Origin of the sequence: Methanospirillum sp., assembly GCF_035560735.1 — an archaeon.
GTDB lineage: Archaea > Halobacteriota > Methanomicrobia > Methanomicrobiales > Methanospirillaceae > Methanospirillum.
The window spans coordinates 1-21368 of sequence record NZ_DATMYY010000324.1; the positions used below are offsets into that span (position 1 = coordinate 1).

The window sequence follows — 21368 nt, forward strand, 5'->3', positions numbered from 1 at the left end:
TTTTTCATTTTCACTTGCGTTCCATACGACTCCTTTCTTTTCGCAAAGGTATGAGACAAGGGCGTTAACTGCAATTGGATTGGTGAACAAGCCATGCATGTAGGTTCCTATTACGAGACCATCATCAGAGACTGCCCCTTCATTTAAAAATGCTTTCATGACTCCCGGGTGGTCAGTGTCTCCCATATGGATCTCATACCCGCTCACTTCAGAGATCCGGGAGAGAATTGGTCCGACTCCTGATGAGCAGCGGGTTACCTGAGTGGTGGTCTTCTCGTACCCGATGAACCGGGTGGTTCCTGGGATGAGCCCGATTCCTTCATACTCTCCCTCACATGACTCAACCCCAGAGTCGATGATTGTTGTGCAGAGCATCTGGTATCCGCCGCAGATTCCAATCACGGGAGCGCCTCTCACTCGTGCCGCCCTGATCTGCTCTGCTGCACCCGATGCCTGAATAACCTGCAGATCTTCTACTGTATTTTTTGTTCCCGGAATAATGACAGCGTCATAATCGCCAAGCTGGTCGCCGGGTTTCACATACGAGACAGATACATGACGTTCGAGTAGTTCAAAGTCAGTGAAGTTTGAGATTCGCGGGAGATGGATCACAGCAATCCGAATTGGTGCTCCCCCAGTTTTTTTGTCTTGTAATGAAAGTGAATCTTCGCTTGGGATGGCTATGTCGGTTGCCGGTACAAGACCCAGTATCGGGATATGGCAGAGATCTTCAAGGATTGTGATCCCTTCATCAAAGAGAGCAGGATCTCCCCTGAATTTGTTGATAATTACGCCCTTTACAAGGGATCTTATCTCATCGGGGAGGAGTGAGATGGTGCCATATACCTGGGCAAAGACACCTCCGCGTTCTATGTCTGCAACCAAAATGATTGGATATTTGAGTTTCTGGGCAAGTCTGATATTGGCGATGTCGCGGGAGTACAGATTCACCTCAGCAGCACCCCCAGCCCCTTCAATAACTAGGTGCTGGTACCGGTCAAGCAACACATTGGCAGCTTCTATTGCCCTATCCAGAAGATAGTCTGTCTCATTGTAATACGAGGAGGCTTTGACATCACGGTATGGTTTTCCCATGAGAACAATCTGGGAGGTCTGATCTCCTTTGGGTTTGAGCAGGATCGGGTTCATTGCAATCTCTGGCTCAAGGCCTGCTGCCATCGCCTGCATCGCCTGGGCAATACCTATCTCGCCTCCATCGCGTGTAACATATGAGTTCAGGCTCATGTTTTGTGATTTGTATGGGGCATGCCTGATTGAACGCCGATGGAGTAATCTGCATATCGCGGTAACCACGGTACTCTTTCCAACATGGGAAGCTGTACCGAGCACCATAATTGACATGATCCAACGTTGGATGGGCTGGGTAATAATCTCCTATGGCCTGACTTTTCTAATCTCGGTTATAAATGGGTTTGTTCCGATACTGGACAATAAAAAGGCTTTAATAACAAAACGGGAGATGGTATAGTAATGAATGGTGGTATTTGCTCCATTTGCGGGCTACCAAAAGAACTGTGTATCTGTGAAGAAGTTGCAAAAGAGCAGCAGAGAATTAACGTAAAGGTTAATAAACGTCGTTACGGGAAAGAAGTCACAGTGATTGAGGGGCTTGATCCTACTGACATCGATCTCGAAGACCTCTCCAAGTTCATGAAGAGTAAACTCGCCTGTGGGGGCACGGTGAAGGGAAACTCGATTGAATTGCAGGGAAACCATCGTGAACGGGTTATCGATCTGCTTGCAAGCAAAGGGTACGCGGTGGACAATATCACATAACGGGCATGCCCGTAACTCAACGCTTTTTCTTTGGCCTGATCATCGAGTGAAGATCAAGCCGGAAGTTTCCATCTTTTCCAACCTGAATAACTCGGTCATCAGACTCAGCAAGCCTGAGCAGGTTCAGATCGTACTTGCCAGGTTCAACAATGCGTATACTCTCAACTGATTCAGGATTCAGTGGCTGACTTGGCTTTTCCTCAACTTGCCTGGTTTCCACAGGGATGTTGATATCCGTAGCGGGCTGTGGAGGTTCTTCTGGTATGGGAGATTCAGACTCTAGTGCTTTTGCTGCTTCTGCCTTTCGTGGGGATTCAAAGGCAAACCTGGTTCCTCCACATGCTGGGCAGCGGGGTGCCAGACCAGGGGCAGCTTCAAGGCGGGTTTTACACCGGAGACAGATGTGTGGCATAATTACCTTGATGAGATCCAGGCGCTAATGAAATCCCGGTCACGCCTGATCATTTTTAGTTGGTTTGCCGGTCCTATCACAGTAAGTCTTCTGAATTCTCCCTCTCCCCGTACAAACCGGGATAACATCCCTCCGCTCTTCTGTTTTGAGGGGTAGGTCTCAATCTCGATTCCTGAGAACTCGTCAGGCAGTATCTCCTGCATTGTCATCTCAATCAGAGAACTCTGCTCTTCAGGCGAAAGACCTGATTCAAGAATAACAATGGTTCCACTTCTGACCTTGTCGAGAATCAGGCGGATCTTCTCCATGGATGGCATCCGTGAGAGCCGTTCTGCAGAAATCAGATCGATTTGAACACCCTGCATGGTCTTCACCGAAATGTCCTGATCATTTCTTCATAGAGATCTTCCACTCTGGTTCCGTTGATACAGGATATCGGGACTACAGGGTGCTGGGGGAAGGCCGTCTTGATCCGTTGTGGTGATGCATCAGGGAGATCTGTCTTGTTCGCAGCGATTACAACCGGAAGATGCCTACTCTCGATGATTCCGACCATCATAATGTTCACCTGGGCAAAGGGATCCGCTGTCGCATCTATCATGTAGATAACACCGTCGATATCTTCCCTAAGCCAGTGCATCGCTTCAGCAACTCCTTCAGTTGCCTCACGTGCCCTGTCGATCGCTTCATCCCGTTCTATACCGTATTCGATAAATTCGTTGTAATCAATCTTCGTTGTAACTCCCGGGGTGTCTACGATGTCAATAGTAATGGATTTCCCGTTTGATCCGGTAATCGTGATGTTTTCTGCCCGGAGCGCTCTTCGGGTTTCATGAGGGATCTCGCTGACCGTCCCTTCGACTCCTGTTGACCATTCTTTGGCTATTCGGTTTGCCAGAGTTGTCTTTCCTGCATTTGGAGGTCCGTAAATTCCTATTCGTGATGTCTTCTTATGGAAGAGGTTTGTAAGAATTTTGGAGAAGGTCTGACTCAGTCCCATATGTATCGTCCTGACCGGCAGAAGCGGCATTTACTCCCGCAAATCCGGAGTTCCTTCTGTATGGATATGATCAGAGGGGATTATTATTGTTGTTATCCCACCCAGGCAGGTTTCCTATCCTTTCTGAAAATTCCGTGACCGATGGATTAATATCTGAACCGGATGATTAACTGATTGGATGCATCTGCCCGGGTATAACAGAGGTGAAAGCCATGACATACGCAAATGAGAAGATCCAGCTCGACACTACGGTGGCCGTGCGGGATATCATGCGAAGGAACCCGAAAACCATAGATTATAGAGCAACGGTTGCAGATGCAGCACGGAAGATGTGCAACAAAGATCCCTCTGGAAGCTGTATCGTTCTCAAGGAGAATGTTGCCGTCGGCATCGTAACTGAACAGGACCTCAATTGTAAAGTTGTGGCTAAAGACATCAAGCCGAGTGAGGCCCATGTCTACGAGATTATGACATCCCCGCTCATAACACTTCATGCTGATAAATCAGTCGAAGATGCGGCCCATCTTATGATAAAGAACCGGGTTCGTCGTCTGCCGATTATCAATGATAAGGGGATTGTCATCGGGATAGTGAGTGTCAGGGATATTATGGCAGTTTCGACTGAGATCAATGAGCTCATGGGTGAACTCATTGACATCAATCAGGCGAAAGATCTCTCTTCAGGGATGTGTAGCAGATGTGGGAGGATGTCAGACGATCTCACAAATGTTGACGGTTCTCTTATCTGCTCGCTCTGCAACGAAGAAGACCGCCTCTGACCTGAATAACTCCATCCCTTTGGTTTTTTGAAAAGACCGGGACCTGTATCTCCAGGTAACGGATGGATTTGCGATCACATTTCTCAAATATCAGACCAATTATGCACACCAGACATGATAATGATCTAGGGACAGTACTTTCAATTGCTACCAGGCAGGTAATCTCGGCTCCTCAGACAATGCGGATCATAGGTGCTATTGAGACTCTCACTGAGTGGGGTGTCCGCCGTCTGCCCATCGTCGATCCCGGGACTCATCGTCTCAAAGGCATTCTTACTGCACGTGACGTGGTAGACTTTCTTGGTGGAGGTGAGAAGTTCAACCTCATCAACATCAAGCACGATGGTAACTTCCTTGCTGCCATCAACGAAAGCGTCAGCAAGATCATGAAGCCTGATGTCAGGACACTGCCTCCACATGCCAATCTTGCCGAAGCTATCCAGATCATTTTGCAGGATCGCATCGGCGGGATACCAATTGTTGATGAGGAAGGAGTTCTCACCGGCATCGTCACTGAACGTGATGTTCTCAAACTGCTCTGCCGGACATACAGCACACTCAAGGTGAGTGATGTGATGACCTCTTCACTTCTTGTACAGGAGCCTGACTGTCCACTCTCGATGGTGACCAAAGTGATGACCAGTCACCAGTTCAGACGGCTGCCGATCGTCAAGAATGATGTGGTCTTTGGGATCATCACCGCCACTGATATTGTGCGGTATATTGGTTCAGGCAAAGTGTTTGAGAGCCTTGTAACCGGTCACGTTGCTGAGGTGATGGCAAAACCGGTAAGAGATCTTGTAAATGGAAACCTGTACACGATTGAGCCTGATCAGACCATCACCGAGGCAGCCAGAAGAATGCTTGAGAAAGGTGTTGGTGCTCTTCCGGTGATTGAGAACAGCAGACTGGCCGGTCTCGTAACTGAGTTCGATCTGGTCAGGGCTCTCTCGACAGAACAGCAGAGTGGGTGATGTACCATGCTGATATCTGATCTGATGAGTTCACCTGTTCGGGTCTGTGGTCCTGATGATACGATCTCCTATGTCAGAAACCTCATGCTGAAACACCATATCTCCAGAGTTCTGGTTATGGAAGGTCAGAGGGTTATAGGGATCATCACCAAGAAGGATATCGGGTACAGACTCCGGAGTCGTGACCCGGCCTGGCGGCGGAGATCTCCTGACAATGAACCAGTCTCATCTGTCATGACTGCTGATATCATCAGTATATCACCAGGTAGCAGTATTCATGATGCACTGGTTCTGATGGTCACCCATAAGATCTCAGGATTTCCGGTAATAGACCAGGGAATGGTTCTCGGGATGGTGACCAAATCTGATATGATACGATCCCCGCTTGTAAAAAGTCTGGATCGTCCGGTATCCGGGGTGATGCATGATGTACAACAGGTAACAAAGGAACATTCACTCGATCATGTGATCGATCTGATGCGGTCTGGTTGTGGAAAAGTTGTGGTAACCGGTGAAGATGGCACCATGAGTGGCATTATCTCTGAAAGTGATCTCACCTTTGCACAGGAAGGACGAACTCAACCTGAGAAACTCAAGGCTGGAGATGTGATGAGATCACCGGTGACCACACTTGATGACACAGCGCGGACAGGCGATGTTATTCGTGAAATGGCAGAAAAACATATATCTAGCCTTATTATCACGAATGGACAGGGACTAAAAGGAATTATAACCAGAGATGATATCATAGGAGAAGTGGTTTTATGACCAATACTATACTTGTCAGGGATGTTATGTCCAAACCGGTGACTGTTGCAAAGTCAGTCCCGGTAACCGAAGCACTGGATAAAATGCTCGATGTCGGAATGGACCCGTTGATCGTGGTCCACAACGATGAAGTGGTTGGCACAGTGTCCCGTCACAAAATCGTGGAGAAACTTGGTGCAAAGCACAGTACAGAGGTTTCACCGAATGCTATCCACGTTTCCAATACAATCGACGATGATTTTACCTTCATCTATGATGATCAAGAAGTTGATGTCCTCATCCCACTCCTGCAGGAGCGGTACAAACTCGCGGTTGTTTATGACTTAGATAACAAACTGATCGGTCAGGTTAATTCCGGTGACATTCTCGGAAAGATGGTCCCCGACGGGGATCTGGCATCTGTGATGGAGCGTGCCCAGTTCATCGATTCTGGTGAAAGAATGGTACACCTGCGTAGAAAGATGATAGACGAGAATATTGCCCGGTTTGTTGTCATGAATGAGGGGAAGATGGCAGGCATCGTCTCTGAGACCGATGTTGCTGTAGCCCTTCTGAAGTTCCGCGACTCGGTTGATGACCGTCACCAGGAGCATCAGGTCCGTAACATCCTTGTACAGGATATCATGACCACATCAGTGCAGGCCGTTGAGATGGGATCGCCACTGACCAAGGTGATTGATCTCATGTGCACGAAGAATTTCAGTAGCGTGCCGGTTACAGAGAATGGCAAGGTCGTTGGCATTGTGACCCGCCAGTCATTAATCCAGGCACTCTGATCCTTTTTTTCGGCGATACATCTCATTGAATTCTCTTGTGTAGATCATTTTGAGAAACCCTGGTTCAGAGATTCAGAATTGTTGCATTATCTTATTTATCTCCAGATTTCCAACGCTATCCAATGATGCTGGATCCAACGACACCTGTCAGGCCCGTCTCTGATGTTTCCGCCCTCCTTGATGGTATGAGCAGGACCGGATTTCAGGGGAGAAAACTTGGTGAATCGGTGGAAGTCTGGAAAGATATGCTGAAGGATCCACAGGTTACGATCCTGCTTGGTCTGTCAGGTGCGATGATTCCGGCAGGGATGCAGGAGTGTCTCATCGAACTAGTCAGCAGACGGTATACAGATGCGATCGTCTCAACCGGAGCTAACATCTTCCATGATATATGCGAACACTGCGGAATCAGGCATTATATCGGGCACCATCACGTTGATGATATTGAACTCTTTGAGAAGGGGATCGATCGGATCTACGATGTCTTTGCATACGAGGAACAATTCAGAAAAGTTGACAATATTATTGCAGAGTTTGCACGATCCCATGGCGGGTTCGAAGGATCATCAGCCTCGTTTATAAAAGTTCTCGGACAATGGCTGATTGATACCTATCCTGAAGGTAGATCTCTGACTGCGACCTGTGCAGCATCCAATGTTCCGATCTTCATCCCAGCACTGTGTGACTCCTCAATAGGGATTGGTTTAGTGATTGCACGGCGACAGGGGATCCGGATTCTCGTGGATCAGATCCGGGATGCTGATGAGATAACGAGTCTAGTTGAAAAAACTGCAAAGACTGGTGTCGTCTATATCGGTGGCGGAGTGCCCAAGAACTTTATCCAGCAGACTCAAGTCATTGCATCGATTCATAAGAGTGATTGCAGCGGTCATGATTATGCAATCCAGTACACCACCGACACCCCGCACTTTGGCGGGCTCTCGGGATGTACCTTTGAAGAGGCGATGTCGTGGGGCAAGGAGTCATGCACCTGCTCAAATGTTCAGTGCTTCTGTGATGCCACTATTGCTCTCCCGCTGGTAACCTCCGCGCTCATTGGTTCAGGTGCAGTACGTGAAGCAAAAAAATCAGAATAATCATCCCGGATTCTTTGAATTCAAAATTTCTTTCATCAATTATTGCCCTGAATATCATAACTCTTATATCTGAATCTCTACCACATTGGTAAGCACAATTCCTGTAGCAACAGAGTTTCTGTTGCGAGTGTCTACACAGATGCGAATTTGATTGTTGAGGTAGCCAAGCCAGGTATGGCGCAGGGTTGCTAACCCTGTGTCCCCTTGGGACTCGGGGGTTCAAATCCCTCCCTCAACGCTTGACACGCAGGCGCTTTCTCATAAAGCGAGGCATTGCATGGCTCAGGAAGATCAGGAAATTAATTATTTCGTCAGGGTTCTCAACACTGACCTCGACGGTACCAAATCAGTCATTGTAGCACTGACAGGTATCAAAGGGGTTGGCAGACATGCCGCCCAGATTATTGCGAAGGCGGCCGAGGTCCCTAAGCACGAACTTATCGGAAAGATTGATGAAGCGTCCGTTGACCGGATTCGTGAGGTTGTCAACACCTATGCAGAGCGCATTCCTGTATGGATGACCAACCGGCCAAAAGACGTCTACACCGGTACTCCCAAACACATCATCGGAAGCGATCTCTCCCTCACAAACGAGGACGACATCAACATTCTCAAGAAGATTCGTGCTTACCGTGGAATCAGACACGAGACCGGACAGAAGGTCCGTGGTCAGCGCACCAAGTCTACCGGAAGAACCGGTCTGATTGTTGGTGTCAAGAGAAAGAAAGAGTGAGGGTGAATCATGGGATATCCAGGAAAGAACCATAAACAGTACCAGACCCCTAAACGCCCTTTTGAACTCTCCCGTATTGAGGAAGAGACCAAACTGGTGATTGAGTATGGTCTGCGTAACAAGCGGGAAGTCTGGATCGCCAAGGGTGCGCTCCGACGGTACCGTAAGGCTGCCCGTGAGATCATCGCACTGCAGTCAGGTGGTGCAGGTCAGGAGATCATCGAGCGGAAGAAAGCCGAACTTATCGGACACTTAAACCGCATTGGCATTCTTGGTGAGAATGCAGGTATTGATGATGTTCTCTCTGTCCGCGTTGAGCAGCAGCTCGACCGCAGATTGCAGAGTCTGGTCTACCGCCGTGGGTTTGCACGCTCGCCGAAACAGGCACGTCAATTCATTACGCACGGACACATCTCCATCAATGGCAGAAGAGTAACCATTCCGGGATACACTGTCAGCGCAGCTGAACAGGAACAGATCTCGTATGCAGGCTCTTCACCGCTGGTCAGTGACATTCATGGAGAGAGACAGCGTATCGCCAAGGTAGGGAGATAAATATGGCTGAAGGGAAGGAAAAGTGGGGCGTTGCACATATCTACGCCTCCTTTAACAACACCATCATCACCGTCACCGATCAGACCGGCGCCGAGACTATCACCAAGAGCAGTGGTGGAATGGTCGTTAAACAGGCACGTAATGAGAGTTCTCCATACGCTGCCATGCAGATGGCACAGAACGTTGCCCAGGCAGCCAAGGAAAAAGGGCTTGTCGGACTTCATGTGAAGGTTCGTGCACCTGGACGGGGAAAGCAGCGCTCACCAGGGCCGGGTGCCCAGGCAGCAATCCGTGCTCTCGCCCGTGCCGGTGTTCGTATCGGTATCATTGAAGATGTCACGCCAGTACCACACGACTCCTGCAGGGCAAAGGGCGGGAAGAGAGGTCGTCGGGTCTGATGAAGATCGAATTCAGCAGCCTTGAGGACAACAGCACCTCGTTTGTGCTGAGTGAATCGCATATTGCATTTGCAAATGCACTCCGCCGGGCGATGCAGAGCGAAGTCATGACGTTCGCTGTCGAGGATCTCAAGATCTATGACAATACGAGCGCACTCTTTGATGAGATGCTTGCACACCGGATCGGACTCATACCACTCACCACAGACCTGAAGAGTTACGTACCCCGGAATCAATGCACTTGCGAAGGCAAGGGCTGTTCCAAGTGCACGGTTACCCTGACGATGAGCGTTGAAGGGCCACGTATGGTCCTTTCTGAAGACCTCATCTCCCAGGATCCTGCGGTTCATCCAGCAGCTGGCAATATTCCAATTGTCAAGCTTGAGAAGAATCAGAAGGTCGTAATTGAAGCATATGCAATCCTGGATCGCGGCTTTGAACACTCAAAGTGGCAGCCGGTAACGGTCTGCGGATACAAGAACTATCCAATCATCAGTCCAGAAAAAACATGCGACGGATGTGGATTGTGTGTGGAGGTCTGTCCCAAGAATATCCTGGAGGTAAAAGGCGGAAAGGTCACAGTAAAGGAGGGTGGCGATATACAATGTTCACTCTGCCGGCTCTGTGAACAGGCCTGCCTGAACAGTGGGATCGGTGATGAACCTGCCATTCATATTATCATGGATGACAAGAGGTTCATCTTCTCGATGGAGGGTGATGGTTCACTTCCTGCACGAGAGGTCCTAATCCAGGGGCTGCTGTTTCTGAAGAATCAATCAGACGGACTCCTCGAAGCGCTCAGCGAAATCAGGGGGTAACGGATCATGAGCAAAAGTTATGATAAGTCCAATCCGCGCCTCACCGAACTCATCAGGCTCCTGAAGAAGACGTCGAGTGAGAATGAGGTGCAGATCTGGCGCGACATCGCAGTCAGACTTGAGAAGTCAAGCAAAAACTACGCAGAAGTGAACGTGAGCAAGATCAATCGGTACGCCAAGGAAGGCGAAACCCTGCTGGTACCTGGAAAGGTACTGGGGAGCGGCCTTTTGGAGTGCCGGGTCACAGTTGCAGCACTGAACTTTTCAGAGGCAGCTGAAGACAAGATCGCGGGGAAACAGGGAGAATGCCTCAGTATTGAGCAGCTCCTTGCACAGAACCCGAAGGGCAGCCACGTAAGGATTCTGAGGTGAGTATCAGATGGTAACGGTAATCGATGGAGACGGACTGCTTGTAGGCAGACTTTCCAGCGTGGTTGCAAAGCGTGCACTTGCCGGTGAAGAGATCGCAGTCATCAATGCAGAGAAGACAGTGATCTCAGGAAGCCGCGCCCGTGTTCTTGGCAACTACAAGCACAAGAGGGAGCGCGGATCACGTGAAGGTGGTCCGTTCTTCCCACGCAGGCCGGATCACATCCTGAAGCGGACCATCCGCGGGATGGTTCCGTACAAGCGGCAGCGCGGTGTCGAGGCTATGAAACGGATCAAGGTTTATGTTGGCATTCCCTGCGAACTTGATGGGATTGCAGCAGAGAAACTTGCAGACGCTCATAAGGCACGGCTGAACACGCCCGCATGTGTGACCCTTGGAACAGTCAGCAGTTTCCTTGGAGCAAAGTTCTAGGGAGGGATGAATATGTCAAAAGTGATCAACACGAGTGGAAAGCGGAAGACAGCGATTGCCCGTGCAACCTTCAGACCTGGAAAAGGTGTCGTCAGGATCAACTCTCAGATTCTTGATATCTATTCCACCGAACTTGCACGAATGAAGATCGCGGAGCCGATCCAGCTGGTCCCGACTGCGCTTGAAGGTGTGGATGTCGCGATCAAGGTTCGCGGTGGTGGGTTCATGGGTCAGGCAGAAGCCGCCCGGACAGCACTTGCACGTGGGATTGTGCAGTGGCACAGCGATCCGAAACTTAAGGATGTATATCTTGCCTATGATCGGAGCCTACTGGTAAATGATTCCCGTATGAGGGAAGCTAAGAAACCACACGGCCGTGGTGCACGCAAGAAATTCCAGAAGTCATACCGGTGAGCTTTATTACCAATACAGCTTACGTTAGTGGTGCAACCATATGATACCGGTCCGCTGTTTCACTTGTGGAAAAGTAATCTCCACTGCATATGAGGAATATAAGCGCCGCCGAGATGCGGGCGAGGATCCTAAAAAGATCCTCGACGATCTCAATATGGATCGGTATTGCTGCCGGCGTATGTTGCTCACGCACAAGGAGATTATTGATGAACTCAATCCTTATCAATGAGGGGTCGTAGGGTAGCCTGGACCATCCTAGGGCGTTCGGGACGCTCTGACCTGAGTTCAAATCTCAGCGACCCCATTCTTGTGTTGACTAATTCTTGAGGAATCGGATGCAGAACTATACACGCTATGAAAAGGCCCGCATCGTCGGTGCCCGGGCGTTACAGATCTCGATGGGCGCTCCCATTCTCATCACGAGCACGACCATTGATCCGCTCTACCTCGCGATGGAGGAGTTTGACAAAGATGTCATTCCCATCACGGTCAAGCGGAGATAACTACTGATCAGGATGACCACCATACGTGCCGTTGATCTGAGAGTCATTCTCGACTCCCGCGGTCGCAAAACTGTTGAAGCAGATATATCTGTAGATGGAGGATTTGGCAGGGCAGCAGCTCCGGGTGGTGCCAGTACCGGTGCCCACGAAGCCGCAGTCAAAGATGCGACAACGGCAGTGGATGATGCATATTCTCAGGTGATTCCGTATCTGACCGGACTTGATTCAACGGATCAGATCGGGTTTGATTCTCTTCTGCGTGAAGTAGACGGGACTGAAAACTTTGCAGGAATAGGCGCGAATGTGGCGGTTGCCCTCTCAATGGCAAATGCGAAGGCTGCTGCGGCAGCCTTGAAGATACCGCTATGGAGACATCTCGGTGGTTCGTTTGTATTCTCTGCTCCCCTTCCATTAGGGAATGTGATTGGGGGTGGGGCACATGCAACGCATGCAACCGAGATACAGGAGTTTCTGGTTGTCCCAACCGGATGCTCAAGTATCAGCGGTGGTATCTATGCAAATGCACGTGTTCATGCGGTGGTAAAAGAGCTCCTGAAGAATCGGGGAATCTCCTGTGGTAAGGGCGATGAGGGAGCATGGGCACCGGCAATATCTGATCAGGATGCCTTTGAGGTTGTCACTGAAGCAGTTACCCGGGTGTCTGATGAAGTCGGGTTCGCCATAAGTTCCGGGGTTGATGTGGCTGCAAGCCAGTTATACAATCCTGGAACCGGACTGTATGAATACAGAGGTGGCCTCGTCAGGACAGCCGAAGAGCAGATCAACTACGTTGCTGAGCTCATCGACGAATTCGGACTTGTGTATGTAGAAGATCCTCTCTATGAAGAGGATTTTGAATCATTTGCCACCCTGACAGAACAGATGGGGAGTGCGTGCCTCATCTGTGGTGACGATCTCTTCGTCACCAATCCTTCACGAATAGAGAAGGGAATAGCAGAAGGTTCGGCAAACTGTGTGCTCATCAAGCCGAACCAGATCGGAACCCTGACTGATACTTTTGAAGCGATATCACTCGCCCAGAAGCACGGGATGGAGACCGTTATGAGCCATCGTTCCGGAGAGACCGGGGATACAACCATTGCCCATCTGGGATGTGCGTTTGGATGTGTATTCATCAAAACCGGTGTTGTCGGCGGAGAACGAACAGAAAAACTGAATGAACTCATTCGGATAGAGGAGAGTATGTATGAACGGAAATGAGATGGAGATTGAACTGAACGAGCCCCTTGTCTCTGTTGAAGAGTACCTGGCGGCCGGTGTACACATTGGAACACAGCAGAAAAGCAGCGACATGAAGAATTTCATCTACCGCGTCCGCGGAGATGGACTCTACATTCTGGACATAAGAGAGACAGATGAGCGAATCAAACTCGCAGCAAAGTTCCTCTCCCAATATGATCCTGCAAAGGTTCTTGTTGTTACATCCCGTCAGTATGGGCAGTTCCCTGCACGTCAGTTTGCCGAGGCAATCGGTGCATTCCCAATGACAGGCCGGTATATCCCCGGTACCCTGACCAACCCGATTCTGCCTAAATATGCAGAACCAGAAGTCATTGTCGTTACTGACCCGGTCAGCGATATTCAGGTAATCAAAGAGGCACTTCAGATCGGAATCCCGGTCGTTGCACTCTGTGATACCAACAACATGACCAGTCTTGTAGACTTTGTTATTCCAACCAACAATAAGGGTCGCAAGGCTCTCTCCATGATCTACTTCCTGCTCACCAGAGAATTCCTCCGGCACAAGGGATATTCAACCTCCTTAACGCCTGAGGACTTCGAGACTGAACTGTAAATTTGAGTATCACCATCAGGGCCGATACCCTGATGTACTCACACATCAACACACAGTCCCATGATGATCAGGCGTTGTGGCGTGGCCGGGATGTTCTACCCGGCTGACCCGGTTCAGCTGACTCACATGCTGGACACGTTCTTCAGATCTGCTCGTACCGGTGGGGATGCAAAGGGAATTGCATCTCCTCATGCCGGATATATCTATTCTGGTCAGACCTCTGCCCATGCATTTGGTGCTATTAAAGAGGGTTTTGATGGTACGTTTATCCTGATAGGACCAAGTCATCGTGGATTTCCAACCTGTGTCTCCGGTATACCATGGGATACTCCGATAGGCCCTGTCAAAACAGATACCGATCTTGTCGCCCGAATAGGGCTACCAGTTGATGATCAGGCGATGGCATTTGGAAATGAAAACTCGCTTGAGGTTCAGATCCCGTTTATCAGATACCGGTTTCCTGACGCGGCTATCGTTGCCATCATGATGAGTCCGCAGACATTGCAGGAGATAGGGCGGGTATCCAGGCTTATTATCGGCGCAGTTCATGAATATGACAAAAATGTAAGGATTGTTGCTTCAAGTGACTTTTCGCATTATGTTCCTGCAGATAAGGCACAAAAAGACGATCTTTTTGTCATTGAAGCGCTGAAGGATCTGAACGTGCAGGAATTCTATAATCGGATACAAGAGCACCGGATTTCTGCCTGTGGTTACGGGCCGATTGCCGCAATGATCGAGGCTCTCAAACCGATAGGTGCAACCCGGTGCGATCTTATCTCATATACTACCAGCGGCGAGTCTAGTGGGGATTTCCAGCAGGTAGTCGGATATGCGGCATTGGCGGTGAACTGATTGGCAACCTGGAGTGCACCCGGGAAGGTGTTTCTCTTTGGTGAACATGCAGTAGTGTACGGAAAACCAGGTATCGCACTTGCTATCCGCCCACGTGTCTACGTGACAGTCAGAAAGACCAGCCATGCCCATCATGCCAAATCGCCCTATATTGATCAGTGCTTCAAGGAACTGAACGTCAAAGGGAGTGTCTATATAAACTCACAACTCCCCAGTTCTTCAGGACTCGGCTCATCGGCAGCAGTAACGGTTGCTACACTTGCTGCCATCAACGATGAGTTCGGACTTGGAAAAACCCGCGATCAGATTGCTGAACTTGCATTTAAGATCGAGAAGCGGGTGCAGAAAGGCAGGGCAAGCCCGACTGATACTACAGTATCAACATATGGTGGCATGTTTCTGATAAAAGAAGGAACACGTAAACGTCTGGCTCCCCAGAATTATCACCTGGTTGTAGGAAATAGTCAGGCAACGCATTCGACCGCGAGAATGGTCGAGAAGGTTGCAGATCTGAAAGGTAAGTACCCTACGATCTGCGAGCCTGTACTGAATGCGATCGAGGCAATTACCCTTGACGCAATGAAACATCTTGATGAGCCGCAATATCTCGGCCGTCTCATGGATATGAATCATGCCCTCCTCGATGTACTAGGGGTGGGTCATCCCCATCTCTCCAGACTAGTTCTTGCAGCCCGGGCAACCGGTGCGTATGGAGCAAAGATAACTGGTGCCGGAGGCGGGGGATGCATGGTGGCACTGGCTCCAAAAAACCTCAAGGCCCGGATTGCCGGAGCACTGGAGGTTACAGAGGGACGGGCACTTATAACCTGTCTTGATACAGAAGGACTCCGGAAAGAAAAGGATGCGTAATCGAACGATACTCAAGCTCGGCGGGAGCGTGATAACCGAAAAGTCAGCCGGCTCTGCAGGGGCTATCAGGTATGATACTCTGAATGCTATTGCAAAAAGTCTTGCAATGTATCCTGATATGCCACTCTTGATTGTACATGGTGCCGGCTCGTTTGGTCATCCCCAGGCAAAAGCCTACCATATTCAGGAAGGAGTGACCAGAAAGAACCGAAAAGGTATCTTTGAGACCCACCAGGCGGTCAGGGAACTGAATTCGGCTGTGGTTGATGCCCTGCGGAGTAGTGGTATTGAAGCTGTTCCGATTCATCCACTTCATGGATGTGAGGCATCAGATGGCACGCTCATTGATCCGGTCTTTGGACACCTGGACAGGATGATCAGCCTCGGTCTGGTCCCTGTTATTCATGGCGACGTGGTGATGGATCGCATTAGAGGTGCCTGCATTGTTTCCGGTGATCAGCTGATCCGGGTCCTCGCAGAAGGGCTTGGAATGGACCGGGTTGGTCTTGCGACCGATGTACCAGGTCTTCTCGAGAGAGACGGGTCAGTTGTGAGGGAATTGCGCCGATCAACGGCGCACCAGGTTACCATCGGCAACTCGGGTCATATTGATGTGACCGGGGGAATGGAAGGAAAGATTGCCGAACTTCTCGCTCTTGCCGATCATGGGATCAGATCTGAGATGTTCCATGTCTCGCAGGTCGATGCGTTTCTCGCCGGGAAGGATCATGGCGGGACACGTATTCTCCCGGAGGAATCATGAACCGGGGAAGGTTTACATCGTCGCGAAAACTGGATCACCTTCGAATCTGCCTCGAAGAAGATATTGAATCAGGAAGCACCGGGTTTGAAGATATCAGACTGGTACACAATGCACTTCCTGATTCAGATATGGATACGCTGGATCTCTCAACCGATCTCTTTGGACATACATTCGGATCTCCGCTTTTTATCTCTGCAATGACTGGAGGGCACCCGGAGACAACCCGGGTGAACGAGGTGCTTGCGCAGGCAGCACAGAAATACGGCCTTGGGATTGGAGTAGGATCACAGCGAGCGGCAATTGAAGATAAAACTCTCGCTGAAACATTCTCGATCGTAAGGGACAGTGCCCCTGATGCCTTTATCGTTGGCAATCTTGGTATTGTTCAGCTCAGGGATCATGGGATCGAATGGGCTGAAAACGCGGTTGAAATGATAGATGCCAACGCTCTTGCCATTCATCTGAATTTTCTTCAGGAGGCAACGCAGCCTGAAGGAGACCACAATGCAGCTGGATGTCTTGATGCACTTCGCGAGCTCTGCAGGGAATTTCGAGTACCGGTCATCGTAAAAGAGACCGGGTGTGGATTTTCTGAAGAGGTTGCACGGCTCTGCTATGGAGCCGGAGCTGACTGCGTAGATGTCGGCGGGTATGGCGGTTCATCATGGGCTGCGATCGAGAGTTTCAGAGCAGGGAAAGGGGAAGCAGGTGGAGATCAGCGGCTCTCGGATCTCGGCCTGCTTTTTAAAGAGTGGGGTATCCCCACCGCGGTGAGCGTTACCGAGGCTGTCAGATGTGGCGGCCCGGTTATTGCAAGCGGCGGGATTAGAACCGGGATTGATATTGCAAAGGCCCTGGTTCTCGGTGCTAAACTCGGTGGAATGGCTCTTCCCCTGCTAAAACCGGCATGCGATGGAATAAAAGCCCTGTCAGAGACAATAGAGACGATTCAGCAGCAACTGCGAATCTCTCTCTTCCTGACCGGACACACCCGGGTGTCAGAGATGCCCGATACCAGATGGTACGTAACCGGTCCGACTGCGCAACTGATACAAAGAAAATAATTTACAGGAGGATACCAACTTGGACATTGAAGTCCTTGCAGTGGGTGGCTATAATGAATTTGGCCGAAATATGACTGCCGTCCGCTGCGGAAAGGAAATAGTAATAATCGATATGGGGATCAGGCTTGATTCCCTGATGATGCATCCCGAAATTGAGATGGAGAATACCCACTCACTCGACCTTATTGAGATGGGTGTCATCCCTGATGACACGGTGATGAACCAGATTGAGGGAACAGTCAAGGCAATTGTTCTCTCACACGGTCACCTTGATCACCTTGGTGCTGTTCCAAAACTGGCACACCGGTATAATGCTCCGATCATCGGGACACCATACACGATCGAACTCGTCCGTCAGCAGATAGAGGGTGAGAAGAAGTTTGGGGTGAATAACAAACTCTACCCGCTCAAATACTCACAGCGGTACACAATCTCAAATACCCTTTCGCTTGAACTCGTGCGAACCCAGCACAGTATCATCGATACGGCAACAGTTGTGCTATACACCCCGAAAGGGGCGATCGTGTATGCCCTTGATTTCAAACTGGATCGCAACCCGGTCCTAGGTGAACCACCGGACTTTGCAAAACTTCACAAAATTGGTAAGGAAGGAGTCCTCTGCCTTATTACCGAGGCCACCAACGTGAACAGAAAGGGCCGGTGCCCGAGCGAGCAGCTGGCCAAGAGCATGGTCCGCGATGTGATGACGAGCTATGAGGATGATAAGAATGCCCTCATTGTCAGTACCTTTGCTTCCCATATTGCAAGGGTAAAGACCATCGCAGAATGTGCCCATGAGATCGGACGAAAACCCCTGCTCCTTGGCAGGTCAATGGAACGCTACTGCAGCACTGCAGAGCAGATGAAATACGTCAGGTTCCCTGACACTACCAGCATCTTTGGCAACCGCAGGGTCGTTGAGCGGACACTGCGCAGGATCATCAAAGGTCCCAGAGATGAGTATGTTCCTATCGTAACCGGTCACCAGGGTGAACCTGGTTCTATCCTGACCAGGATAGCACAGAAAGACACCCCATACCGGATCGAGAAAGGCGATAAGATCATGATCAGTGCCCAGCTGATCCCAAATGACATGAACCGTGCCCAGCGGTACCGGATGTTTACGATGCTCAGTCAGCAGGGTGGGCGCATCTTTGATGAACTTCACGTATCAGGACACGCATACTGTGAGGATCACTACGAATTTCTGAACATGCTTAACCCCCAGTTTGTTATTGCTGCACACGGAGGTGTGAATCTCACCTCCGAGTACCTGAATCTGGCAACTGATTGCGGGTATACTCTGAACAAGGACTTTTTCCTGATGGCTAACGGCCAGCGGCAGAAACTGGCCTGAACGGTGAAAACTTATGGATCTGGAGACCTATCTGCGAAAAACTGCAACCGAGGTCAACACGCTGCTTGACCAGTACTATGGCAATCCCGGAACCGAATTATCAAAGGCATCAAACCATCTGCTCTTTGCAGGTGGGAAGCGTCTGAGGCCGGCACTCTTTAAACTGGCAGCCGACACCATCCGCTCTGGAAGTTCTGCAGGTATCTTACCTGCAGGGCTGGCTCTTGAGGTGACCCACAACTTCACTCTCATTCATGATGATATCATGGATGGAGATGCAACCCGCAGGGGCAAGCCTACGGTTCACACCCTTTGGGGAGAACCAGCAGCAATACTCGCAGGTGATGTGCTCTTTGCACGGTCATTCTGTCTTGTAGCCGACGCAATAGCTCCTGATGCTGCAAAGGTTGAGGCCTCTGCACTTCTTGCAAAAACCTGTGTTGAGATCTGCGAAGGACAACAACTCGACATGACGTTTGAAACCAGGCAGGATGTGACACGTGATGAGTACCTTGATATGGTCACCAAGAAGACTGGTGTCCTCTATGGAGCAGCGGCGGCAATGGGAGCATTACTTGCCGGTGCAACCAGGCCACAGATTGATGCATTGTATACATACGGGTGCAGTATCGGTGCAGCGTTTCAGATCCAGGATGATATCATTGATCTGATGGCACCTCCTGAGCAGTCAGGAAAGGATCAGGCATCTGATATCAGGGAAGGAAAGCAGACGATCATTGCGATTACTGCACGTGAAAAGGGTGTAGACCTCTCCCCATATCGCCGGAAACTTGATCCTGCAGAGATCAAGGCCCTCATCGCACTTCTTCAGGAGAAGGGAGTTATCACTGAAGTCCAGGCGACAGCCGACAACATGGTTCGGGATGCTATCAACGGTCTGTCAGTGCTCCGTGAGTGTCCTGAACGCCAGCTTCTCTCTGACCTTGCTTACTTCTTTGTTCAGCGGGGGTACTGAATTGGACGGTCTTAAGTCGATTCTCCTCAGTGCTGCACTTCAGAATGCAGTAAAACACAAGAGTGTTCCATCAGCTGGTGCAGTAATGGGCGCAGTGATGGGTGGGCATCCTGAGCTTCGGGCACGTTCCGGAGAGATCAAGGATCTTCTTGGTGAAGTGATAGCCGAGGTTGCTGCCCTCTCACATGAAGAGCAGGAGATAAGGCTCGAAGAGATTGCACCTGATCTGTATGCAGCCCTCTCTGAAAAGAAAGAGAAGAAGAAACACACACTTCCAGACCTTCCAAATTCAGAAGGCGGAGTTGTTATGCGGTTTGCCCCGAACCCGTCAGGTCCTCTTCATCTCGGACATGCAAGAGCTGCATTCCTCAATGATGAATATCTCAAGAGGTATGGTGGGAAGTATATCCTTCGCATAGAGGATACCGATCCAAAAAGGGTCGATACCGATGCTTACGAGATGGTCCCTGAAGACATCAGGTGGATGGGGCTTAACATCACTGAGACGATCTACCAGTCAGACCGGTTCCCTCTCTATTATGATGTCGGCAGGAAACTGATTGAGAAAGGGGCTGCTTATATCTGCCGGTGTGACAACGAGGAGTTTAAGAACCTCAAGATGCACAAGACTGCATGTCCCTGCCGGTCCCAGACCGTTGAAGAGGCTGGAGAACTCTTTGACCAGATGCTTGAAGGTGCATTTGCCGAAGGTGAAGTTTCTGTCAGGCTCAAAACCAATCTCACCCATCCTGATCCTGCAATGCGGGATTTTCCGCTCTTTCGAGTTCTTACCTCAGTTCCACACCAGCGGGTCGATGCTATCGTCTATCCGCTCATGAACCTCTCTGTTGCAGTCGATGATCATCTCCTTGGGATGACACACGTGATCAGAGGCAAGGATCATATTGCCAACACCGGCCGTCAGAAGTTTATATTTGACTACATGGGCTGGAACCAGCCGGTGTATCGTCATTATGGCAGGATGGGAATTGAGGGTGTTGTTCTTTCCACATCACAGATGAGGCAGGGGATTGTTGCTGGTGAGTATACCGGGTGGGATGATGTCCATCTTGGAACACTACGGGCCATGGCCAGACGCGGCATCGAGCCGGAAGCAGTCCGTAATGCTGTGGTTGAGATTGGAATCGGAGAGACTGATATTCAGTTTTCCTGGGAAAATCTCTATGCAAAGAATAAGGATATAGTGGATGCAAAGGCTGATCGATTCTTCTTTGTTGCTGATCCGGTAGAACTCACCATTGAAGGAGCAAATCCACATATTGCAAAGGCAATGCGGTATCCCGGAGATGAAGCCCGAGGATTTCGTGAAATTCCGTTCACCGGGAAACTGGTGGTACCAAAAGCAGAACTTGAGTCCGGTGCTTCAATGATACGGCTCAAGGATCTCTTCAACATTTTAGTACGTAAAGCCGGGAATTCATATACGGCTACATATGCTGGGGATGAACTCCAGCAGGCCCGTGAAGCAAAGGCCCCGATCATCCAGTGGCTCCCTTCCGGATATGGAACTCCATGCCTGATCAGAAAAGCTGACGGGGATATGAGCGGCGTCTGCGAACCTGAAGTCTCGACTTGGAAAGGCAAAATGGTCCAGTTTGAGCGGGTTGGATTTACCCGGATTGATTCAGTAGATCAGCAGATTGTAGCATATTATAGCCACAGGTAATTGTTTGGCCTGAAAGTGCTTCGCATTTTCAAATGGTAGCACTGATGAAAATTGCCGTGCAATTTTTTCATTTTTTCTTAAAACTCCTTGCCTTAATGGGTTGTAGATTCCCTGTTGAATCTGGTAATGAGTTCAAGAAATTGGGAAGGAAATC

The 21368-nt window shown here is 49.9% G+C and carries 28 protein-coding genes and 2 tRNA genes; 26 read left to right on the top strand and 4 right to left on the bottom strand.

What is annotated here, in order from left to right:
- Positions 1 to 1362, bottom strand: a 1362-nt coding sequence (locus VN429_RS09490; RefSeq protein ID WP_325632592.1) for a cobyric acid synthase, incomplete at its 3' end; no start/stop codon positions are given.
- A 129-nt stretch (positions 1363 to 1491) separates the two neighbouring features.
- On the opposite strand from VN429_RS09490, the gene yciH reads away from it, so the two are divergent.
- Entirely contained in the window at positions 1492 to 1797 is a 306-nt protein-coding gene (gene yciH, locus VN429_RS09495) for a stress response translation initiation inhibitor YciH (protein ID WP_109968206.1), read from the top strand.
- Between the two features lie 16 nt (positions 1798 to 1813).
- On the opposite strand, the gene VN429_RS09500 is transcribed toward yciH, so the two are convergent.
- The 3 genes from VN429_RS09500 to VN429_RS09510 are packed head-to-tail and all read right to left on the bottom strand — an operon-like array spanning position 1814 to position 3209.
- Positions 1814 to 2209, bottom strand: a complete 396-nt coding sequence (locus tag VN429_RS09500; protein ID WP_325632595.1) for an OapC/ArvC family zinc-ribbon domain-containing protein — start codon at positions 2207 to 2209, stop codon at positions 1814 to 1816.
- Positions 2210 to 2211: 2 nt separating this feature from the next.
- The gene (locus VN429_RS09505) at positions 2212 to 2574 is read right to left on the bottom strand and encodes a DUF2073 domain-containing protein (RefSeq protein ID WP_325632651.1); all 363 of its coding nucleotides are present in this window, start codon (positions 2572 to 2574) and stop codon (positions 2212 to 2214) included.
- Between the two features lie 5 nt (positions 2575 to 2579).
- Positions 2580 to 3209, bottom strand: a complete 630-nt coding sequence (locus tag VN429_RS09510; protein ID WP_325632653.1) for an Era-like GTP-binding protein — start codon at positions 3207 to 3209, stop codon at positions 2580 to 2582.
- Positions 3210 to 3421: 212 nt separating this feature from the next.
- On the opposite strand from VN429_RS09510, the gene VN429_RS09515 reads away from it, so the two are divergent.
- From VN429_RS09515 to VN429_RS09635, 25 genes are all read left to right on the top strand, one after another.
- Complete coding sequence (locus VN429_RS09515) at positions 3422 to 3988, top strand: CBS domain-containing protein (RefSeq protein WP_325632597.1); 567 nt, start codon at positions 3422 to 3424, stop codon at positions 3986 to 3988.
- A 62-nt stretch (positions 3989 to 4050) separates the two neighbouring features.
- Positions 4051 to 4962, top strand: a complete 912-nt coding sequence (locus tag VN429_RS09520; RefSeq protein ID WP_325632600.1) for a CBS domain-containing protein — start codon at positions 4051 to 4053, stop codon at positions 4960 to 4962.
- 24 nt (positions 4963 to 4986) lie between these two features.
- A complete protein-coding gene (locus VN429_RS09525) occupies positions 4987 to 5730 on the top strand; it encodes a CBS domain-containing protein (protein ID WP_325632602.1) in 744 nt (247 codons plus the stop codon).
- A complete protein-coding gene (locus tag VN429_RS09530) occupies positions 5727 to 6506 on the top strand; it encodes a CBS domain-containing protein (protein WP_325632604.1) in 780 nt (259 codons plus the stop codon). The genes VN429_RS09525 and VN429_RS09530 overlap by 4 nt, the downstream gene beginning before the upstream one ends.
- Positions 6507 to 6628: 122 nt before the next feature.
- Positions 6629 to 7603: a deoxyhypusine synthase gene (locus VN429_RS09535; RefSeq protein ID WP_325632609.1), complete on the top strand. Its 975-nt coding sequence runs from the start codon at positions 6629 to 6631 to the stop codon at positions 7601 to 7603.
- A 153-nt stretch (positions 7604 to 7756) separates the two neighbouring features.
- Positions 7757 to 7841 (top strand) — tRNA-Ser (locus tag VN429_RS09540).
- A 39-nt stretch (positions 7842 to 7880) separates the two neighbouring features.
- A complete protein-coding gene (locus VN429_RS09545) occupies positions 7881 to 8336 on the top strand; it encodes a 30S ribosomal protein S13 (RefSeq protein WP_325632612.1) in 456 nt (151 codons plus the stop codon).
- A 9-nt stretch (positions 8337 to 8345) separates the two neighbouring features.
- Positions 8346 to 8891: a 30S ribosomal protein S4 gene (locus tag VN429_RS09550; protein ID WP_109968198.1), complete on the top strand. Its 546-nt coding sequence runs from the start codon at positions 8346 to 8348 to the stop codon at positions 8889 to 8891.
- A gap of 2 nt (positions 8892 to 8893) precedes the next feature.
- Positions 8894 to 9289 (top strand): 30S ribosomal protein S11, encoded by a 396-nt coding sequence (locus VN429_RS09555; protein ID WP_109968197.1) that lies wholly within the window; start codon positions 8894 to 8896, stop codon positions 9287 to 9289.
- On the top strand, positions 9289 to 10107 hold the full coding sequence (locus tag VN429_RS09560) for a DNA-directed RNA polymerase subunit D (protein WP_325632615.1): 819 nt from the start codon (positions 9289 to 9291) through the stop codon (positions 10105 to 10107). The genes VN429_RS09555 and VN429_RS09560 overlap by 1 nt, the downstream gene beginning before the upstream one ends.
- A gap of 6 nt (positions 10108 to 10113) precedes the next feature.
- Positions 10114 to 10479, top strand: coding sequence for a 50S ribosomal protein L18e (locus VN429_RS09565; protein ID WP_325632618.1), 366 nt, complete (start codon positions 10114 to 10116; stop codon positions 10477 to 10479).
- A 7-nt stretch (positions 10480 to 10486) separates the two neighbouring features.
- Positions 10487 to 10909, top strand: a complete 423-nt coding sequence (locus VN429_RS09570; RefSeq protein WP_325632620.1) for a 50S ribosomal protein L13 — start codon at positions 10487 to 10489, stop codon at positions 10907 to 10909.
- Positions 10910 to 10921: 12 nt separating this feature from the next.
- Complete coding sequence (locus VN429_RS09575; RefSeq protein ID WP_325632623.1) at positions 10922 to 11323, top strand: 30S ribosomal protein S9; 402 nt, start codon at positions 10922 to 10924, stop codon at positions 11321 to 11323.
- A 40-nt stretch (positions 11324 to 11363) separates the two neighbouring features.
- Positions 11364 to 11552: a DNA-directed RNA polymerase subunit N gene (locus VN429_RS09580; RefSeq protein ID WP_109968192.1), complete on the top strand. Its 189-nt coding sequence runs from the start codon at positions 11364 to 11366 to the stop codon at positions 11550 to 11552.
- A tRNA-Pro gene (locus VN429_RS09585) sits at positions 11553 to 11627 on the top strand.
- Positions 11628 to 11658: 31 nt separating this feature from the next.
- Positions 11659 to 11826: a DNA-directed RNA polymerase subunit K gene (locus tag VN429_RS09590; RefSeq protein WP_109968191.1), complete on the top strand. Its 168-nt coding sequence runs from the start codon at positions 11659 to 11661 to the stop codon at positions 11824 to 11826.
- A 12-nt stretch (positions 11827 to 11838) separates the two neighbouring features.
- Entirely contained in the window at positions 11839 to 13047 is a 1209-nt protein-coding gene (eno, locus tag VN429_RS09595) for a phosphopyruvate hydratase (RefSeq protein WP_325632627.1), read from the top strand.
- Positions 13034 to 13642 (top strand): 30S ribosomal protein S2, encoded by a 609-nt coding sequence (gene rpsB, locus VN429_RS09600; RefSeq protein WP_325632629.1) that lies wholly within the window; start codon positions 13034 to 13036, stop codon positions 13640 to 13642. Before eno ends, rpsB begins: the two co-directional genes overlap by 14 nt.
- 81 nt (positions 13643 to 13723) lie before the next feature.
- The gene (amrB, locus tag VN429_RS09605; RefSeq protein WP_325632631.1) at positions 13724 to 14497 is read left to right on the top strand and encodes an AmmeMemoRadiSam system protein B; all 774 of its coding nucleotides are present in this window, start codon (positions 13724 to 13726) and stop codon (positions 14495 to 14497) included.
- Complete coding sequence (mvk, locus tag VN429_RS09610) at positions 14498 to 15367, top strand: mevalonate kinase (RefSeq protein WP_109968187.1); 870 nt, start codon at positions 14498 to 14500, stop codon at positions 15365 to 15367.
- A complete protein-coding gene (locus VN429_RS09615) occupies positions 15360 to 16130 on the top strand; it encodes an isopentenyl phosphate kinase (protein ID WP_325632634.1) in 771 nt (256 codons plus the stop codon). Before mvk ends, VN429_RS09615 begins: the two co-directional genes overlap by 8 nt.
- Entirely contained in the window at positions 16127 to 17194 is a 1068-nt protein-coding gene (gene fni / locus VN429_RS09620) for a type 2 isopentenyl-diphosphate Delta-isomerase (protein ID WP_325632641.1), read from the top strand. The genes VN429_RS09615 and fni overlap by 4 nt, the downstream gene beginning before the upstream one ends.
- 19 nt (positions 17195 to 17213) lie before the next feature.
- Complete coding sequence (locus VN429_RS09625; protein ID WP_325632644.1) at positions 17214 to 18551, top strand: RNase J family beta-CASP ribonuclease; 1338 nt, start codon at positions 17214 to 17216, stop codon at positions 18549 to 18551.
- Positions 18552 to 18564: 13 nt separating this feature from the next.
- Positions 18565 to 19527, top strand: coding sequence for a polyprenyl synthetase family protein (locus VN429_RS09630; RefSeq protein WP_325632646.1), 963 nt, complete (start codon positions 18565 to 18567; stop codon positions 19525 to 19527).
- 1 nt (position 19528) lies between these two features.
- Positions 19529 to 21214, top strand: a complete 1686-nt coding sequence (locus tag VN429_RS09635; RefSeq protein WP_325632649.1) for a glutamate--tRNA ligase — start codon at positions 19529 to 19531, stop codon at positions 21212 to 21214.
- Positions 21215 to 21368: the final 154 nt, after the last annotated feature.

What these genes read in the sequence shown, in the direction of transcription:
- yciH (WP_109968206.1), top strand. Translation starts at nt 1,492, where the DNA reads ATGAATGGTGGTATTTGCTCCATTTGCGGGCTACCAAAAGAACTGTGT.
- VN429_RS09500 (WP_325632595.1), bottom strand. Translation starts at nt 2,209, where the DNA reads ATGCCACACATCTGTCTCCGGTGTAAAACCCGCCTTGAAGCTGCCCCT.
- VN429_RS09505 (WP_325632651.1), bottom strand. Translation starts at nt 2,574, where the DNA reads ATGCAGGGTGTTCAAATCGATCTGATTTCTGCAGAACGGCTCTCACGG.
- VN429_RS09510 (WP_325632653.1), bottom strand. Translation starts at nt 3,209, where the DNA reads ATGGGACTGAGTCAGACCTTCTCCAAAATTCTTACAAACCTCTTCCAT.
- VN429_RS09515 (WP_325632597.1), top strand. Translation starts at nt 3,422, where the DNA reads ATGACATACGCAAATGAGAAGATCCAGCTCGACACTACGGTGGCCGTG.
- VN429_RS09520 (WP_325632600.1), top strand. Translation starts at nt 4,051, where the DNA reads ATGGATTTGCGATCACATTTCTCAAATATCAGACCAATTATGCACACC.
- VN429_RS09525 (WP_325632602.1), top strand. Translation starts at nt 4,987, where the DNA reads ATGAGTTCACCTGTTCGGGTCTGTGGTCCTGATGATACGATCTCCTAT.
- VN429_RS09530 (WP_325632604.1), top strand. Translation starts at nt 5,727, where the DNA reads ATGACCAATACTATACTTGTCAGGGATGTTATGTCCAAACCGGTGACT.
- VN429_RS09535 (WP_325632609.1), top strand. Translation starts at nt 6,629, where the DNA reads ATGATGCTGGATCCAACGACACCTGTCAGGCCCGTCTCTGATGTTTCC.
- VN429_RS09545 (WP_325632612.1), top strand. Translation starts at nt 7,881, where the DNA reads ATGGCTCAGGAAGATCAGGAAATTAATTATTTCGTCAGGGTTCTCAAC.
- VN429_RS09550 (WP_109968198.1), top strand. Translation starts at nt 8,346, where the DNA reads ATGGGATATCCAGGAAAGAACCATAAACAGTACCAGACCCCTAAACGC.
- VN429_RS09555 (WP_109968197.1), top strand. Translation starts at nt 8,894, where the DNA reads ATGGCTGAAGGGAAGGAAAAGTGGGGCGTTGCACATATCTACGCCTCC.
- VN429_RS09560 (WP_325632615.1), top strand. Translation starts at nt 9,289, where the DNA reads ATGAAGATCGAATTCAGCAGCCTTGAGGACAACAGCACCTCGTTTGTG.
- VN429_RS09565 (WP_325632618.1), top strand. Translation starts at nt 10,114, where the DNA reads ATGAGCAAAAGTTATGATAAGTCCAATCCGCGCCTCACCGAACTCATC.
- VN429_RS09570 (WP_325632620.1), top strand. Translation starts at nt 10,487, where the DNA reads ATGGTAACGGTAATCGATGGAGACGGACTGCTTGTAGGCAGACTTTCC.
- VN429_RS09575 (WP_325632623.1), top strand. Translation starts at nt 10,922, where the DNA reads ATGTCAAAAGTGATCAACACGAGTGGAAAGCGGAAGACAGCGATTGCC.
- VN429_RS09580 (WP_109968192.1), top strand. Translation starts at nt 11,364, where the DNA reads ATGATACCGGTCCGCTGTTTCACTTGTGGAAAAGTAATCTCCACTGCA.
- VN429_RS09590 (WP_109968191.1), top strand. Translation starts at nt 11,659, where the DNA reads ATGCAGAACTATACACGCTATGAAAAGGCCCGCATCGTCGGTGCCCGG.
- eno (WP_325632627.1), top strand. Translation starts at nt 11,839, where the DNA reads ATGACCACCATACGTGCCGTTGATCTGAGAGTCATTCTCGACTCCCGC.
- rpsB (WP_325632629.1), top strand. Translation starts at nt 13,034, where the DNA reads ATGAACGGAAATGAGATGGAGATTGAACTGAACGAGCCCCTTGTCTCT.
- VN429_RS09615 (WP_325632634.1), top strand. Translation starts at nt 15,360, where the DNA reads ATGCGTAATCGAACGATACTCAAGCTCGGCGGGAGCGTGATAACCGAA.
- fni (WP_325632641.1), top strand. Translation starts at nt 16,127, where the DNA reads ATGAACCGGGGAAGGTTTACATCGTCGCGAAAACTGGATCACCTTCGA.
- VN429_RS09630 (WP_325632646.1), top strand. Translation starts at nt 18,565, where the DNA reads ATGGATCTGGAGACCTATCTGCGAAAAACTGCAACCGAGGTCAACACG.